This window comes from Streptomyces sp. NPDC001502 (assembly GCF_042894785.1).
Taxonomy (GTDB): Bacteria; Actinomycetota; Actinomycetes; order Streptomycetales; family Streptomycetaceae; genus Streptomyces; species Streptomyces kutzneri.
In genome coordinates this window covers 140,216-155,741 of the sequence record NZ_JBIAVW010000019.1, presented here as the reverse complement: position 1 = coordinate 155,741, position 15,526 = coordinate 140,216, and the positions used below count along the sequence as shown (strand labels likewise).

The following is a 15,526-nucleotide window of genomic DNA, read 5'->3' as shown; positions in this document are numbered from 1 at the left end:
TCGTCGTCCGTGCTGGACGGGTGCAAGGAGGGGTACAGGGAGGGGTGCAGGGAGGGGTGCGGTGGACGGGGTGACCGGGAGGCGTCCGTGCGACAGTTCTGCCGCGCCGTGTGGCATGGGTGCGCCGGCGGGCGCCTCCCGGTGGGGGCAAGGCCAGGTCAGATCTGCTGGGCCGTGCTGATCGCCTTCTGGAGCCTCAGCAGGTGCCCGGAGACCGTGGACCGGACCGCGTCGAGACGTGCGACCAGCAGGTCGCGTTCGTGCTGGTCCCGCTGGTTCTCCTCGACCATCGCCCGGATGTGCTGCTCCTCCTCGCCGATCACGCCGTTGATCTCGGCGGTGACCACCTCCTCCAGTTCCTCGAAGGAGGCCCGCACCCGAGCGCCCAGGTGCGGCGCGAGCTGGCCGGGCAGATCCCGCAACAGGCCGTCCGAGTCCGTCGCGAGCCGCCTCTTGAGCCGCTTCTCCAAGTTGATCCCTCCGCCGACGGCGCCGCCGAGCAACGAGGCGGCCAGCAGCACCGGCACCACCAGCGGGGCGGCCGGGCTGACTCCGAGCAGCCCGAGCACCATGCCCGCCCCCAGGACGCCGCCCACCCCGCCGAGCGCGCCGCGGAATCCGGACGTACCCCCGCCGACCGCGCCGCCCAGCCCGCCCAGGGCGAACCCCGCGACCATCGACAGGACCCGCTCGGCCGTTCCCACCAGCGGTTTCCGCTCCGGTTCCGTCTCCCAGCCCGTCAGCCGCAGATGCAGTTCACCGAAACCGTCACCGATCGCGGCGATCTCACCCTCGATGTCATGCGCGAGGTTGCCCAGGATGGGCTCCAGCACGCGCTGCGCCTCGACGTCGGCCCAGTCCGCGAGCTGGTCGGTCACGTACTGCTGCACGGCCTCACCGATGACGGCGGCGGCCTTCTTCTGCTGGAACACGCCCAGCGCGAGGTTCATCTTCACCTCGACGGCATCGATGTGGGCCGGCAGTCCGTCCCGCATCGACGCGATCCGGGAGGCGAAGCTGACGGCCAGCACGGCCTCCGCCTCGGTGCGGTAGCGGTTGAAGAGCGCGGGGAGCAGGGCCGGCCGGTTCCTGATCGACGCCATCGTCGGCAGAAGCTCGGTGTACGTCTCGCGCAGCCGTACCTGGTCGGTACGCGCGGCACGCATCCGCTGCGCGATGTGCTGCTCCACCGATTCCGCGGAAGCGGCCGCCACCGTGGTGTACTTGGTCAGGTGTACGTGGTGGCGGTCCCGCAGCAGGAAGTCGCCGAGACGCCGCTCCAGGGCGGCCAGGCCGGACTGCTCGACGAGTTCCGGCTTCCCCTCGTAGACCCCGGAGCGGGCCTGGGCCGCGTCCACGAAATAGATGTCACGGGACGTCAGGTCCTGGCCGGTGTACGCAGGGCCTCCCTGGTAGTCGCGGATGTATTTGTTCCAGACGTAGCCGCGCAGCCGCTCGTCCACGGCCCGGCCGTTGAACAGGTTGACCACCGTGAAGACGCGGGTGCCTTCCTTGACGAGAGCGCCCGCGTTCATCAGCTCGCCGTGGCCCATCAGGATGTCGCTGCGGTAGACGAGGACGGCGGCGTCGCACCGCGCCGTGGCCTCCTGGGTCACCTTCGTGCGGGTGGGGTGCTCGTCCAGGCCGGGTGAGTCGTACACGACGACACCCGCCTGGCAGAGCCGGGAGGGGAAGCCCATCTCGAACTCCCGGATGGTACGGAAGCGCCGCGAGGTCTCCTCTTCGTCGATGTCCAGGGTGGACTCCCTCAGATATCGCTCCAGCGTCCACTTCTCCGAGGATCCGTCGAACCCCCACCGGGTGACGTAGGGCTGCTCGGCATAGCACACACCGGTCAGCGTGGCCGTGGCCGGCAGGTCGTCGACCACCATCGGGCCACTCTGGCCCCCCAGGTCGACGGGTCCGGTGGTGCCGCCGAGCAGGGCGTTGAGCAGCGTCGACTTCCCGGTCTTGAAGCGGCCCATCACCATCAGGTTGAAGGTGTCGGAGCGGAGCTGGGAGGCGATGGTGGACAGGCGCCCCGCGGTCTCCCGCATCTCCAGTTCCCGGGCGACCTTCGACAGCCCCTTGATGGCCTGGTCGGCCTCGTCGCGCGCCTGTTCCGCGCCGCGGCGCATCATGTCGGCGAGTTTGCTGCCGGTCTGAGCGCCGTTGGCCTGAGCGCCATTGGTCTGCGCGCCGCTGGTCTGCGCGGCACTGCTTCCGGTCGTGCTGAACGTTTCGGACACGGCTTTCTTCCCTCCCTGTGTCCCGGGCGGGACCGTGAACGGTCGGCCCGGTGATACCTGCTTGTCTGCCGGCGGTGCCTCTGCGCGGCGGGGCCCGGCTCCTCCCGGCGGCCCGCGCGGGGATCAGCGCCGTGTCGTCAGGGCGGCGAACCTGTCCTTCAGGTCCGCCAGTTCGGCAGCGGCGGCCGTGGCGCTTCCGGTTTCGGCGCGGCGGGGTGCCGGCGGCCCGGCTTGCACCGTCGGCGCCTTTGCTTCCAGCTCGGCGACGGCCCGTGCGTACCCGGCCTCGGCCGCGGTCCGCATGGCCCCGCCCAGCTCCCGCATCGCCCCCGTCGCGGCAGCGGCCAGCTCGTCCACGCGGTCGCGGACCACGCGGCTGCCATGGCGTGCGGCGTGGCCGAGTCGCTGTTCCGTCCTGTAGCGGTGTACCGCCACCCCCACCGCGGCTCCGGCACTCGTCGTCAGGAGGATGCCGATGCCGCCGAGGGAGAGCCCGGTCGCCGCTCCCAGCACGCTGCCGGCGAGTACCTCACCGGCAGGCATTCCCGAGCCCGAGGACGGTCGGCCAGGGGCCGACGCGCCGGACCGCGGCTCCCACGCGGACTCGTCGAGTGGGAGCCGCGCGGCGCCGGCCGGCCTGTCCGGGGGGCTCATCGCGTGGGCGACGTACGCGGCGTCGATCCGGTGCTCCATCTCGACGCGGGCCAGGTCGGCCTTGGCGGCGCGGGCCCGGATGGCAGCCCGGGCCGTCGCGGCGTACGCGGTGATCCCCCGGTCGAGGTATTCGGAGACCAGAGCGTCGACGCCGGCACGGTCGGGGACGCGGTCCCGGTGCTGCGCCAGGTGGCGGTCGAGCCCGCGGAGCAGATCCTGTTCCATGGTGCGCAACCCCGCCTCGACCTCCTGGCAGCCGGCCTCGACCTCGTGGTCGAGGACGCGCTGCAGATCGCGGTACGCGTCGTCCAGCGAGGCGCGGGAACGGGTGGCCGCGGCGGCCGCAGCCTTGCCGGCCCCGTCGTCGGGGGACGTGTCCCGCCGACCGGCCACGACCTCCGCAGCGAGGTCGAGCAGGCGGGCGATCTCCCGTTCGAGCAGCGTGGTCCCGGACGCTGTGTCCTCGGGGGAGGGGGCGGGGGCGGGAGAAGGAGAGGGAGAGACGAAGGAGGCGAGGCGGGAGGCGTCGGCGGCCAGCCGTTCGCCGAGTCCTCCGTCGGCGGTGGGCGTGGCTTGCGGCCCCGACCACAGGAGCAGCCCCGAGACCGGAGGAGCTCCGCTCCCGTCGTCCAGCATCCGCAGGAAGCGGCCCTCCACCAGCGCGACGTCGGCAGAGTCTGCCAGTTCCTCGGCACCGGTCAGGACGACGGCGATGGTGCCGGCGGGACGCGTTGCCAGGTCCGCGGCGGCGGCCAGCTCGTCCGGGCCGAGCAGCTCGGCACACCCCATGGCCAGGAGCACGCGATCCGCGTGCAGGGACCGCAGAGGATCTGTGTACAGGTCGGCGAGTGCCACCGTGGGCCGGGCCGCGGCACCCGACCCTCCGGCCGGCAGCGCTTCGGCCAGCCCGGAGCCCAGTGCCTCGGAGGAGACGGCCAGCAGCAGGCCCGGGCGGTCGGCCCGCACCCTGTCGGCGGCGTACGCCACCGTCGGCCAGCTGTGCCGGCTCGCGGCCTGCTCGATGTCGCCCACCAACGCGGTCAGCTCCGTGGCCGCGGTCTCCTTCCGGTCGTTGTCGTGCGGGGCATTCGTGCCTGCGGTCCAGCCGTCGGACATCACTGCTCCAGCCAGGAGAAGAAATCGGGCGTCAGGTCCCGCGCCCAAGGAGTGAGTTCGCAGGCCAGGAGCAGCGGCAGCATCGACGCCAGCTCCGCGCGGTCCCCGGGATCGCCACTGCTCGCTGCGAAGAAGTCGGGCAGGCAACGGTCGAGCAGATCGTCCAGCAGCCGCTGGTCCTCGCGCAGTGCGGAGATCGGCCGGCCTGTCGGGGCCACGGTCACGGGCCCGCCCGGTGCGCCCGGTGCGCCCGGGGCCAGCGGGAGGGCCCGCGTCGTCGCGTACACCAACAGGGCCCCGCCGCCGGCGGCAAGCGCCCACCACCGGTCGGGTGTGTCGACCTGGAGAGGCTGCCGGGGGCGACGCAGTGCGGGCGAGGCGAAGACGGCGAAGCCGGGTACGCCCCAGCGCAGGGTGGGCAGGGGAGGCGAAACGAAGTGCTCCACCGGTACCTCGGAGCGCCGCAGCGGATGCTCGGCGAACTCCTTGCGGATCTGCTCGTACGGGCGACCGGGGGTCTGCGGGACGGGCGGGGTGTTCACTGCGCAATCCTTTCGCTGGGCGTGGCCTCGGTGACGCGGACCCGGTCGGTGACCACACAGCCGCCGCCGCTGTGCAGCCACGCGTCGGCCATCGTCGCGGCATCCACGAAGCGGGCGGCCTCTCCGCTGCCGCTGTCGTTGAGGTAGAAGCCCTGGAGCCGTCCGCTGAGCGGGTCGCGGGCGGCGCCGATCGGCAACGCGGCATGGTTGGGGCGGCCCGCCTCGTAGTAGTTCCCGTCGTCCCACAGCACACCGGCGTTGACCGCGATGATCACGCCACGCCCCTCCTCCAGGTGTGAGGCCAAGTCCTCCAGCGAGGTCGCCTGCTCGGTGTGGGCCGGAACGCCGAAGTCGCCGAGCAGCCGGGCCTGTTGCTCCAGGGTGGTGCCGCCGCGGGCCGCGGGGCTTCCGTCGGTCTGGCAGAGACCGTTCTCGATGGCGTGCCGGACGACGTCCGCCTCGGTGACGTCGAGCCCGAACTGGCGCAGCACTCCCTCGCAGGAGCACAGGCCACAGGTACCCTGGTAGCCGTAAGGGTTGTCGCCCTGCTGGTGGGCGTGGTCGGCGAAGGTGCCGACGTCGCCGACCACGATGGTTTCGGTGCCGTCGGGCAACGTGTCGAAGTAGTGGGGGACATCCGCCTCTACGTCGGCCGGCCAGGCGTGGATGTCGGACAGGATGTCCGTGTGAGGTTCCGGGGGTGGTGCCTGGTCCACTGTCCCCTCCTGCATCTGATGGGCCCGCTGCAGCGCGGGCCTTCATCGCATTGGACCCGGCGGGCGGGACGCCATTACCGATCCCGGGCAAGTTCTTCCGCGACTTTCGCGCAGCCGCCCCGGAGCAGGGCGGCCCAGTTCCGAGGCCGGTGGCCGGGGGAGCGTTCGAGGACCATCCGGCGGAACGTGTCGGCCTCGTCGGGAGTCAGCGGTTCGCTCCGGGTACGGCGCGCCGCCCGCTCCGCCGCAGCTGACAGCTCCTCAGGCGTGCCCAGCAGTTCGGGATGGTGAAGGAAGAGGGCCACCCGGAACTTGACGACGCCCCTGCAGTGAGCCACCGCGCACCGTGAGGCGGGGAGACCCAGCTCGTCGCCCAGCTGGGCCCAGGTGGAGTCCGGCCGACGTAATCGGGCGAGCAGCACGGCGAGTTCGGTGGCATTGACCTCACCGCGTGCGTGTGCGCCCTGGGCGGCTTCTGCCAGCCAGCCGCCCTTCGCGCGCCCGACGGCGGGTCCTGGCGTCGCTGGCTCCGCCGCCTCCGCCGCCCAGGGAGGATCCAGGGGCAGCGGTGCCTCGCGTGTCCTCAGCCGCTGCCGTCGAGCGCCGGCACGGGCGGCTTCCCGGCGGGCGATGGCCATCGTCCAGGTCAGGAACGCGGCGTCACCACGAAAGTGCGCGAAACCGCGCCAGGCACGCACAGCGACGGCCTGAACCAGGTCCTCGGCCTCTTCCCGGCTGCCGGTCGCCCAGCGGGCGTACGCCAGTAACTGCTGCTGCACAGCTGCCCATTCACGCGCGAAATGTGCATCCACCCGCTCCTGGCCGCGCGGAACGCCGGCCGGCCGTCCCATGGACATGTGGAGTCCCCCTCCCCAGTCCCCACCCTCGGGCGGTGATACCGGGCTTCAGAATAGGAAGCGCCCCTCTGTCCGTGCAGCGATGAAGAAATGTGTGCCTTATTGATCGCTTCAGGAGCAGTTGTGATCAGAGAGCCCGGGAAGCAGCTGCCCGAGCCGAAGAGCTCCCAAGGCGGGCTGATCTCCGTCGCTCGACCCCGAATGGCCCCGCCGTGACCTCCCTGGGCCGACTGGCCCGCCGACCGCGGGCACACGACCCCCGCCGAAGCCGTCTTCTCCGTACGGGTGAATGACCGGGTGCATCCGGGCGATCACCGCTGGCCCTGGCCGTGTGTAGGGCAAGTGGCCCTTTTCTCACGTGCCTTACGGGTATCCGAGGGATCGTCAGGCACGTACGACACGTACGACACGCGCGAAAGCGTCGTGGGTGCACCACCCTGCTCCGGGTCGACAAATCCCTGAGCGATCCCCTGCCGAGTGATTGCCGGCGGAGGGTGCCCCTCCCGGCCCGTCGTGCTCACCGTGTCCCGGATCCTCCGGTTCGGTCGCGGCACCGGACCGGGTGCGGTCTCGGTGGGGCGCACGAACGTCCAGGCGACCGACCCGCCCCATGGTCAGGGCGGCCGCGCGTCCCCGCCGTACCGAATGTGGCGATCTGCCATAATCTGCCCCATTCCATCAGCCCCGGCCGGGAGGATTGCTGTGACCATCCGTCAAACCGTGAGGGAGGTGGGCGCGCAGGAGGCCCTCCCGCCGTCGGCGCCGCCCGGTCTTCGAGTGCGTCGCTCGTGGTGGGGCGGGTTGCTGCGGGCGCTGGTGGCAGGTCTCGTCCTAGTGGCCGGCCTGGCCCTGCCCGTGGTGGCCGCGCAGCCCGCCCAGGCCGTGCCGCCCGGCACCTACGCCTACGTCGCCAACTTCAACGATGACACGGTGTCGGTGATCAACACAGCGACGAACACCGTGGTGGTCACGGTTCCCGTCGGCGATGCGCCGTGGGGAGTGGCGGTGTCGCCGGACGGCACCCGCGCCTACGTCACCAACCGCGCCGATGCCACCGTGTCCGTGATCAACACCGCGACCGACACGGTCGTCGCCACCGTCCCCGTCGGCCTTGAGCCCCTGGGGGTGGCGGTGTCGCCGGACGGCACCCGCGCCTACGTCACCAACTTCGGCGCCAACACGGTGTCCGTGATCAACACGAACACCAACACGGTCGTCGCCACCATCCCCGTCGGCGATGCTCCCATCGGGGTGGCGGTGTCGCCGAACGGCACCCGCGCCTACGTCACCAATTCCGACGACGACACGGTGTCCGTGATCAAAACGAACACGAACACGGTCGTCGCCACCATCCCCGTCGGCGGCTTCCCGTTCGGGGTGGCGGTGTCGCCGGACAGCACCCGCGCCTACGTCACCAATTCCAACGACGACACGGTGTCCGTGATCAACACCGCCACCAACACCGTCGTGGCCACCATTCCCGTCGGCGATGTGCCCCAGGGGGTGGCGGTGTCGCGGGACGGCGCCCGCGCCTACGTCATCAACGCCAACGACGACACGGTGTCCGTGATCAACACGGTGACGAACACCGTCATCACCACCATCCCCGTCGGCGATGCGCCTCGGGAGGTGGCGGTGTCGCCGGACGGCACCCGCGCCTACGTCACCAACGCCAACGACGACACGGTGTCCGTGATCGACACCGGCACCAACACCGTCGTGGCCACCGTCCCCGTCGACGACCTCCCGTTCGGGGTGGCGATCGGGGTCGTGCCCCGGCCGGCGCCGGAGCTGACGCTGATCAAGCTCACCGCCGGCTGGACGTTCACCCGGGGCGGGCAGGGCACCTACACCCTCACCGTCACCAACACCGGCGACCTGCCCACCGACGGCAGCCCCGTCACCGTCACCGACACCCTCCCCACCGGCCTGACCCCGGTCAGCTTCTCCGGCACCGGATGGACCTGCACCCTCACCCCGCTGTCCTGTACCCGCAGCGGCATCCTCGCCCCCGGCGCCGGCTACCCGCCCCTCACCCTCACCGTCCAGATCGCCCCCAACGCGCCGAAGCAGGTCACCAACACCGCCACCGTCACCGGCGGCGGCGCCACCGGCACCAGCATCGCCACCGCAACCACCACCGTCGACAGGAAGCAGCAGCCCAAGCCCCCGCACCACGACCGCCCGGGCCACGGCAAGCCGGGTCACGGGAAGCCCGGCCACGGCAAACCCGGCAAGCCCGGTCACGCCAAACCCAATCATGGCAAGCCCGGCCACGGCCGCCCCGACCACGGCCACCGCCCCGGCCCCCGGTAACCGCACACCGGCATGACGAACGCCCCGGCGCCGGCCGCCCACCCTCGGACCACCGACGCCGGGGCATCCCGTGACCACGCAACCCCACACCACGCCGACCTGACCACCCGGTAGGTACAGCGTCGACTACCTGCTGTCCTGCTGTCAGCGCTGCGGGAGCCCGGTATGACGGGGAACGAGGAGCGGACCCTCCTGCGCCGGGCGATGGACGCCGGCGCCGCGGCCGCCTTCGCCTCCAAGCCGGAGACCGCCCTGGCCTGCTGGTTCGGCGAGGACGCCGCAACCGTCACCGTGCTGACCGCCCGGGCCTGGCTTACCCTCTGCCGGCGCACCGACTGGTACGGGACCACGGAGCTGCTCGTCACGACCGCCCTGCGCGGCCGGGCGGCCCGGTACCGCCCCGAGGCCGACACGATCCGTACGGCCCGCAACGCGCATGCCTGCCGGCATCCGCTCGGGAGGGAGTCCCCGGAGAGGGCCGGCGACCTCGCGGGCCGGCCGGCGGACATGCTGGCCATTCTGGGCGAGGACTGCCGCCGCGACGACGTCCTCGCCTGGAGCGGAGCGGTACCCGCTTCCGCAACGCCGTGATCAGCCGCACCAGGTCCCGGCTCCGGGAGAACAGCGGCGGCGAGGCCTACTCCCGCGGGTCCAGGGCACCGGTGACAGCCGCTACCGGCTTGCCCCGGCGGTCACCTGCGACTGGCGCACGTCCCAGTACCTCGCCCGCCACGATGAGGACGGGGACCTTTCCCTGCGCCGGGCCTCGCGCTCGTCCGCGGACGGCCCTTCGCCGCGATCGACTCCCAGCGCTGCCCCTGGGCCGAGCCGGCCGTCCGGGAGATGGTCTCGGCCGTCGCCGACGTTGCCTACGAGCTGTCCGCCCGCCGCCGGCTACGCCGGCGCGCTCTGGGCCGCTCACCAAGGTCTCCCTTGGAGCCGGTGGAACGAACTCCCCCACCGGCAGGTCTGCCTCGCCCACCACGGCTTCGGCGACTGGACCTCTCCGCGAAGTCGCGGCGCGGCCGACCCGCATCAACGAAGGCCTCGGCGGCGGCGTGGACGCCGCGCCGTCCACGCTCCCGCGGGCGGTACCCTCCGGCGCAGCGGAACACGGTGTTCCGCGCCACCTCGGCCGTACGAATACGGCCACGTCAGGGAGGTCCCCCCGCATGAACCCGTATCTGCGCACCCCCACGGCTCTGACCGCGCTGGCGCTCACCGCCACCCTCGCCGCCTGCGGCACCACCGAGGAGGGCAACACGAGCGGTGGCAACACGGTCAGGATCGGCCTGCTGCTCCCCGAGAACGAGACCGCGCGGTACGAGAAGTTCGACAAGCCGCTGATGGAGAAGAAGGTCGCCCTGCTGACCCTCGGCAAGGGCAAGGTGGTCTACGCCAACGCGATGGGGGACGCGGCCAAGCAGAACGCCCAGGCCGACGCGATGATCGAGAGCAAGGTCGATGTCCTGGTCGTCGACGCGGTGGACTCCAAGGCGATCGCCGGCGCGGTGACGAAGGCCAAGGCGGCGGGCATCCCGGTCGTCGCCTACGACCGCCTGGCCGAGGGCCCGGTCGATGCGTACGTCTCCTTCGACAACGAGGACATCGGCCGCCTCCAGGGCAAGACCCTGCTGGATTCCCTGGGCGACAGAGCCAGAAACGGGAAGATAGTCATGATGCACGGCGCCCTCACCGACCCCAACGCCGCCCGCTACAAGGCCGGCGCCCGCACCGTCCTCGACGGCAAGGTGAACGTCGGCAAGGAGTACGACACCGCCGAGTGGAAGCGGGAGAACGCGAGTGCCAACATGACGGCGGCGATCTCCGCACTCGGCAAGGACAAGATCGTTGGCGTCTACTCCGCCAACGACGGCATGGCCGGCGGCATCATCTCCGCCCTCAAGGCCGCCGGAGTCTCCCCCCTGCCGCCGGTCACCGGTCAGGACGCAGAACTCGCCGCCGTGCAGCGAATCGTGGCGGGCGAGCAGTTCATGAGCGTCTACAAGCCCTACTCCCGTGAGGCCGAGGCCGCGGCCGAACTCGCCGTCCTCCTCGCCCAGGGCGAGAAGATCGACGGAATCATCAACCAGGTGGTCAGCAGCCCCACCACCAAGCGAGTCCCCGCCGTCCTCATCCTCGGCGTGTCCGTGACCCGCGACAACATCAGGAGCACCCTGGTCCTCGACAACGTCTACACCGTCGAGGAGATCTGCACCGAGGCCCTCAAGGCCACTTGCGACGGGATCGGCCTGGAATAGGGCGGCAGGCGGGCGCGGCTCCGTCCCGGCCTGCTGGCACTGGCTCCGCAAGGAGTCCCCGGGAGAAGGCCGCCGATCCCGCGGGCCGGCCGGCGGACATGCCGGCCGTTCTCGACGGGGACGACCGCCGCCGCGACGCGCTCGCCTGGACGGGCGCGGTGCCTGCCTCCGGCTGACCGGACGGGAGAGCGACGCCCGGACCCCGGGTGCCGCTCGTTCCGAGGGCCCGGCATTGACCGGGGATGAGCACCATCAAGCGCGCGGCGGTGGCCGCGGTGGCCGTGGTGGCGGTGGCGGCGCCGGCCGCTCCCTCCGCCACGGCCGCTCCCTCCGCCACGGCCGCTCCCTCCGCCACGGCGGCTCCGGCCTACACGTGCGCGAGCAGCACGAAGGACAGGGAGGACACCGGCCATGACGGGCCGTGACCGGACAACTGGAAGGTGACCGTACGGACGTGCGCGGCCCGGTCCGGGGACACTGTGTACGCGTACGCCGAAGTGCTCTGGGACGGCGCCGCCTTCTACCCCGTGGACGACCCGACGATCTTCGACGCCTCGCAGCCCAGGTGCCGCACCCGGCGGGGCATAGACAGAGCGTCCTGCCCGGCCGGACGGGCACTGACTACAGGGGTTCGAAGGGCGGGATTGCGGGACCGTTTCGCCAGGGGATGACGTCGCCATGGAGAGGGAAACGTGAAGACGTACCCTTCCCGGGCCTGAACCTCGTGGTGCGCCAGGCAGTGGGACGGAACTCGACGCCGTTCATCGGGACCGAAGCCGAAGGGAGCCTCCAGCAGGACTCGGTCGGGTCGCTCCGGCTCTTGAGTTGTGGCTGGTGGTGGGCGGTGGCGCTACGGGGTAGCCGCCCCGTGCGGCCGTAGCCGCACGAGGCTGCCCGGGCGCTGCAGTTGGGCTGTGCCTCAGCGGAAAGCGGCGATGTTGCGGGTGACCCAGTCGTCGAAGGGCCTCGGGGCGCGGCCGAGGATTCGTTCCGTGTCCGGGCTGATCCGCAGTTCGGCGGGGTTCGGGGCGGCGATGATGTCCAGGGTGTCGTCGGCGAGCTCCGGCGGAACGAACCGGGTCATCGCGGCCTTGGCCTCCTCGCGGGTGAGTTCGTGGAACCGCACCGGCGCGCCGAGCGCGGCGGCGATGGCCTGCGCCTGCCGCCGCGGTGTGATCACCTCGGGCCCGGTCAGCTCGAAGACTTTGCCGGTGTGCCGGTCGTCCAGCAGGCAGGCCGCCGCGACCTCGGCGATGTCCGCCGGGTCGACGATCGGAACCCCCACATCGCCGAAGGGCGCGGCGACCGTTCCCTGCGTGCGGACGGACTCCGCCCACGCCAACGCGTTGGAGGCGAAGCCGCCCGGTCGCAGGACGGCCCATTCCAGGCCGGACTCTCTCAACGCGTCCTCCACCGCGCGCATCGCGATGCGCGACGGGCCGAGCGGCCTGGTCGCCACGCCCTGCGAAGACAGCAGGACGACTCGGCGGACCCCGCTGGCCGCGGCCAGGTCGATGATGTCGGTCGGCCTGGCTTCGGGGGCGTGCAGGTCGCCGGAGAGCAGGAGGAACAGTGCCTTCGCCCCGTCCAGCACGGGGGTCAGGCCCGCCGGCTCGGTCAAGTCGGCCGGCACGTGCCGGACCCCGTCAGGGACTGCCGCCGCGTGCCGCGACACCGCCGTCACCTGCTCGCCCGCCTCGGCCAGGGCCTGCGTCAAAGGCCGGCCCACATTCCCGGTAGCTCCGGTCACCACGATCATGTTCAGCTCCTAGTCCGTTGTGCACTGCTGCAATTGACGCTAGGAGTCCGACTTACTTTCCGTAAGGACATACCCAGAGGTAAGCTCCGGACATGAGGGAAGGCGCGCAGCTGACGCAGGCCGAGGCGGGCACTCGGTATGAGGTGTTTCACACTCAGTGCCCTGCGCGCGACGTGGTCGACCACGTCACCAGCAGGTGGGGTGTCTGGGTGCTGATCTCCTTGCGGAGCAACGACCTTCGGTTTTTCGAGCTGCGCGACAGCATTCAGGGCATCAGCGAGAAGATGCTCGCTCAGACACTGCGCGCACTGGTCCAGGACGGCCTGGTCTGGCGGGAGGTCGAGCCGACGACGCCACCCCAAGTCACCTACGGGCTGACCGAGTTCGGCCAGGACGTCGGTGAGCCACTGACGGACTTGTTCGACCGGATCACACAGCGGCTGCCGGCCGGCGGAACGCCTGCCACTGAGCGGCTGAGCGCGACAGGTCAAGCGAGGCAGCTGACCGCCCCCGGCCCTCAACAGCTTCACCGTCTCGACGGCGAACACTGAGCGTGCCGGCTTTCCCTCCGGCCGGCGGTGCCGGAGGGCAGGCGTTGGATGCCGCCAGCGGACACCCCGGGCGTCCTCGCCTGGCCTGTCTCCGCCTCGGACTCGCCCGGACGGCCATGGCCGGGCGACCTGGCCGTCGCTGCACATCGCCTGCCCGTACAGGCCCCTAGGGGCCCGCAGTTGCACCGGTGAGTCCTTCGCCGGTGACCGGGTGAAGGTCGGCCGATCGGCGGCGTCGGGCCAGGGCGGCTGTCCCGCGCGGCCCGACGCCGCTCTCGGTGGCGCGGTCAGGCCGTGTGCAGGGCGGCCTGCAGGGTGCGCGCGGCCAGGTTGATCGCCGCCTCGGCGGCGTGGGTCTCGCGCAGGGAGTCGAGCATGACGAAGTCGTGGATGGCGCCCTGGAGGCGGACCGCGGTGACCGGTACGCCGGCCTCGCGCAGCTTGTTCGCGTACGCCTCGCCCTCGTCGCGCAGGACGTCGGCCTCACCGGTGATGACGAGCGTCGGCGGCAGGCCGGCGAGCTGCTCGGTGGTGGCGCGCAGCGGGGAGGCGGTGATCTCGGCGCGCTGGGCCTCGTCGGTCGTGTACTGGTCCCAGAACCACTGCATGCCGTCGCGGCGCAGGTAGTAGCCGGTGGCGAACTGGTCGTAGGAGCCGGTGTCGAAGTTCGCGTCGGTCACCGGGTAGAAGAGCACCTGCTGGACCAGCGGAACGCCGCCGCGTTCCTTGGCCATGAGGGTGAGTGCGGCGGTCATGTTCCCGCCGACGGAGTCGCCCGCCACGGCGATGCGGGAGGCGTCCAGACCCTGGGTGGCGCCCTGCGCCACCACCCACTGCGCGACGGTGAAGTTCTGTTCGATGGCGACCGGGTAGCGGACCTCGGGGGACAGGTCGTACTCGGGGAAGACGACCGCGGCGTTCGCGCCGACGGCGAGTTCGCGCACCAGTCGGTCGTGGGTGTGGGCGTTGCCGAACACCCAGCCGGCGCCGTGGATGTAGAGGACGACCGGGAGCGTGCCGGCTGCGCCGGCGGGCTTGACGATGCGGACCCGGACGCTGCCCGTGGGGCCGCCCGGGACGGTGATCCACTCCTCGTCGACCGCGGGCTTCGCGATATCGCCGGACTGCAGCTCGTCGACCGCCTTGCGGCCCTCCGCCGGAGCCATCTGGAACAGGTAGGGCGGATGTGCGGTTGCCTCCGCGAGGGCCGCGGCCGCGGGCTCCAGCACCGGCTGAACCGGCTCGATGGCGTGGGGCATGTGCGACTCCTGACGTTGCGATGGTCTCGTTCCAGCTGGTGTGCACGTCACGCTGAAGGGCAGGAGAAGCCGGACACGGACCAGGAGCGCACCCCGCCCGTCCCACCCTGCACGGCGTGCCGGCGGCGCACCGGGGGCCGACGTGGGCCCGCACGATTCGGTGCACTCCGGGACCATATCTGGTGAAAGGCCCGAAATATGGGCGCCCACGCGCCTGGGGGCAGGCCGTTTCCAGCTTGATCCCGGTCTGGCGGCTGTTCGCTCCCTGCCCTGGAGCCGATGCCGGCGCAGGCCGCGGAAGCCGTGCCGGGCCCGGCGGCACTGTGGGCGGGGCGGGGGGCGTACGAGCAGAGCTGGACGGTCACCGGGCGGCGCTGCTGTTCACCGCGGCCGGCCCCGGCAGCACGGTGCTGGTGCAGACCCGCCGCGGAGCGCTGGTCCAGGACCGGTGGCCGGACATGGTGTCGGCCGCCTGCCGCACGGCCTGATCCTCGATGGCGAACCGGTCGTCGGGGACACCGAGGGTCGAACCGGTGCCGGCCGGGCAGGGGGGCCTGTCACGCGCCTGTGACAGTCGGCGGACAGCGTCGTGAAGTGCGGGGGCCAGTCTTTTAGCAGAAGGACAAAGCAGACATTTCGCCACTGTTCTTCGGTCCCCGCCCCCCTTTTACTTGGAGTAATTCTCATGGCTCGCACTTCCCGGAAGCAGCGTTTCTCGATGCTCGCCGTCTCGGCCGCGTTTGTCGGGGGAGGCGTGCTGCTGCCCACCAGTGCATTCGCTGCGCCGGCCACGCCGCAGGTCGGTGAGGCGGCCACGCTGGTTGCCGACCACGCGAAGAGCGGTCATGGGGGCAAGGGCGAGAAGGACAACCGAGGCCACAAGGGTGAGAAGCACGGCAGGAAGAACCAGGACAGGAAGCACGGCAAGGTCAAGGACGTGAAGAACATGCCGGGCTGCAAGTTCTACCAGGGCACGGTGTACTGCGAGCACAAGCCCGAAAAGCCCGCCCCGAAGACGGAAACCCCGGCCAAGGAGACCCCGAAGACGGAGACCCCGGCCAAGGAAACCCCGGCCAAGGAAACCCCGGCCAAGGAGACCCCGAAGACGGAGGTTCCGGCCGGTGCGTAGTCGCAGGCTCCGCTTCCGGCTGAGCCTGAGACACGGCAGCGTAACTCCCCGTGCCGGGTTCGGTCACACAGTGAAGCCTTCGTACAGCTGATCAGCCCCTGTCGGGCCCGCCGGCCC

The 15,526-nt window shown here is 71.4% G+C and carries 14 protein-coding genes; 7 read left to right on the top strand and 7 right to left on the bottom strand.

Annotation, left to right across the window (positions count from 1 at the left end; all coding sequences use genetic code 11):
* Nucleotides 1-158: 158 nt before the first annotated feature.
* From ACFY0D_RS29285 to ACFY0D_RS29265, 5 genes are all read right to left on the bottom strand, one after another.
* Nucleotides 159-2,249, bottom strand: coding sequence for a dynamin family protein (locus ACFY0D_RS29285; RefSeq protein ID WP_390801020.1), 2,091 nt, complete (start codon nucleotides 2,247-2,249; stop codon nucleotides 159-161).
* Nucleotides 2,250-2,372: 123 nt separating this feature from the next.
* Nucleotides 2,373-4,019: a hypothetical protein gene (locus ACFY0D_RS29280; RefSeq protein WP_390801019.1), complete on the bottom strand. Its 1,647-nt coding sequence runs from the start codon at nucleotides 4,017-4,019 to the stop codon at nucleotides 2,373-2,375.
* A complete protein-coding gene (locus ACFY0D_RS29275; RefSeq protein ID WP_390801018.1) occupies nucleotides 4,019-4,561 on the bottom strand; it encodes a hypothetical protein in 543 nt (180 codons plus the stop codon). Before ACFY0D_RS29275 ends, ACFY0D_RS29280 begins: the two co-directional genes overlap by 1 nt.
* On the bottom strand, nucleotides 4,558-5,277 hold the full coding sequence (locus tag ACFY0D_RS29270) for a hypothetical protein (protein WP_390801017.1): 720 nt from the start codon (nucleotides 5,275-5,277) through the stop codon (nucleotides 4,558-4,560). The genes ACFY0D_RS29275 and ACFY0D_RS29270 overlap by 4 nt, the downstream gene beginning before the upstream one ends.
* A 74-nt stretch (nucleotides 5,278-5,351) precedes the next feature.
* Nucleotides 5,352-6,056: an RNA polymerase sigma factor gene (locus ACFY0D_RS29265; RefSeq protein WP_390801016.1), complete on the bottom strand. Its 705-nt coding sequence runs from the start codon at nucleotides 6,054-6,056 to the stop codon at nucleotides 5,352-5,354.
* A gap of 780 nt (nucleotides 6,057-6,836) precedes the next feature.
* Between ACFY0D_RS29265 and ACFY0D_RS29260 the strand changes: the two genes are divergently transcribed.
* From ACFY0D_RS29260 to ACFY0D_RS29245, 4 genes are all read left to right on the top strand, one after another.
* Nucleotides 6,837-8,450: a cytochrome D1 domain-containing protein gene (locus tag ACFY0D_RS29260; RefSeq protein ID WP_390801015.1), complete on the top strand. Its 1,614-nt coding sequence runs from the start codon at nucleotides 6,837-6,839 to the stop codon at nucleotides 8,448-8,450.
* 165 nt (nucleotides 8,451-8,615) lie between these two features.
* Entirely contained in the window at nucleotides 8,616-9,041 is a 426-nt protein-coding gene (locus ACFY0D_RS29255) for a hypothetical protein (protein WP_390801014.1), read from the top strand.
* A gap of 581 nt (nucleotides 9,042-9,622) precedes the next feature.
* Nucleotides 9,623-10,711, top strand: a complete 1,089-nt coding sequence (locus ACFY0D_RS29250) for a sugar ABC transporter substrate-binding protein (protein WP_390801013.1) — start codon at nucleotides 9,623-9,625, stop codon at nucleotides 10,709-10,711.
* Nucleotides 10,712-10,953: 242 nt separating this feature from the next.
* Complete coding sequence (locus ACFY0D_RS29245; protein ID WP_390801012.1) at nucleotides 10,954-11,136, top strand: hypothetical protein; 183 nt, start codon at nucleotides 10,954-10,956, stop codon at nucleotides 11,134-11,136.
* A gap of 494 nt (nucleotides 11,137-11,630) precedes the next feature.
* Here ACFY0D_RS29245 and ACFY0D_RS29240 read toward each other — a convergent pair whose 3' ends face one another.
* Nucleotides 11,631-12,470: an SDR family oxidoreductase gene (locus tag ACFY0D_RS29240; protein ID WP_390801011.1), complete on the bottom strand. Its 840-nt coding sequence runs from the start codon at nucleotides 12,468-12,470 to the stop codon at nucleotides 11,631-11,633.
* Between the two features lie 92 nt (nucleotides 12,471-12,562).
* Here ACFY0D_RS29240 and ACFY0D_RS29235 point away from each other — a divergent pair, with 92 nt between their 5' ends.
* On the top strand, nucleotides 12,563-13,021 hold the full coding sequence (locus ACFY0D_RS29235; RefSeq protein ID WP_390801010.1) for a winged helix-turn-helix transcriptional regulator: 459 nt from the start codon (nucleotides 12,563-12,565) through the stop codon (nucleotides 13,019-13,021).
* A 287-nt stretch (nucleotides 13,022-13,308) separates the two neighbouring features.
* Here the strand turns inward: ACFY0D_RS29235 and ACFY0D_RS29230 are convergent, their stop codons facing one another.
* Nucleotides 13,309-14,280, bottom strand: a complete 972-nt coding sequence (locus ACFY0D_RS29230) for an alpha/beta hydrolase (RefSeq protein WP_390801009.1) — start codon at nucleotides 14,278-14,280, stop codon at nucleotides 13,309-13,311.
* Nucleotides 14,281-14,603: 323 nt separating this feature from the next.
* Here ACFY0D_RS29230 and ACFY0D_RS29225 point away from each other — a divergent pair, with 323 nt between their 5' ends.
* Nucleotides 14,604-14,768, top strand: a complete 165-nt coding sequence (locus ACFY0D_RS29225) for a hypothetical protein (RefSeq protein WP_390801008.1) — start codon at nucleotides 14,604-14,606, stop codon at nucleotides 14,766-14,768.
* A 197-nt stretch (nucleotides 14,769-14,965) separates the two neighbouring features.
* On the top strand, nucleotides 14,966-15,409 hold the full coding sequence (locus tag ACFY0D_RS29220; RefSeq protein WP_390801007.1) for a hypothetical protein: 444 nt from the start codon (nucleotides 14,966-14,968) through the stop codon (nucleotides 15,407-15,409).
* Nucleotides 15,410-15,526: the final 117 nt, after the last annotated feature.

Excerpts from the sequence above, each read along its gene's own strand:
- ACFY0D_RS29280 (WP_390801019.1), bottom strand. The coding sequence starts at position 4,019 with ATGTCCGACGGCTGGACCGCAGGCACGAATGCCCCGCACGACAACGAC.
- ACFY0D_RS29255 (WP_390801014.1), top strand. The coding sequence starts at position 8,616 with ATGACGGGGAACGAGGAGCGGACCCTCCTGCGCCGGGCGATGGACGCC.
- ACFY0D_RS29250 (WP_390801013.1), top strand. The coding sequence starts at position 9,623 with ATGAACCCGTATCTGCGCACCCCCACGGCTCTGACCGCGCTGGCGCTC.
- ACFY0D_RS29245 (WP_390801012.1), top strand. The coding sequence starts at position 10,954 with ATGAGCACCATCAAGCGCGCGGCGGTGGCCGCGGTGGCCGTGGTGGCG.
- ACFY0D_RS29240 (WP_390801011.1), bottom strand. The coding sequence starts at position 12,470 with ATGATCGTGGTGACCGGAGCTACCGGGAATGTGGGCCGGCCTTTGACG.
- ACFY0D_RS29235 (WP_390801010.1), top strand. The coding sequence starts at position 12,563 with ATGAGGGAAGGCGCGCAGCTGACGCAGGCCGAGGCGGGCACTCGGTAT.
- ACFY0D_RS29230 (WP_390801009.1), bottom strand. The coding sequence starts at position 14,280 with ATGCCCCACGCCATCGAGCCGGTTCAGCCGGTGCTGGAGCCCGCGGCC.
- ACFY0D_RS29220 (WP_390801007.1), top strand. The coding sequence starts at position 14,966 with ATGGCTCGCACTTCCCGGAAGCAGCGTTTCTCGATGCTCGCCGTCTCG.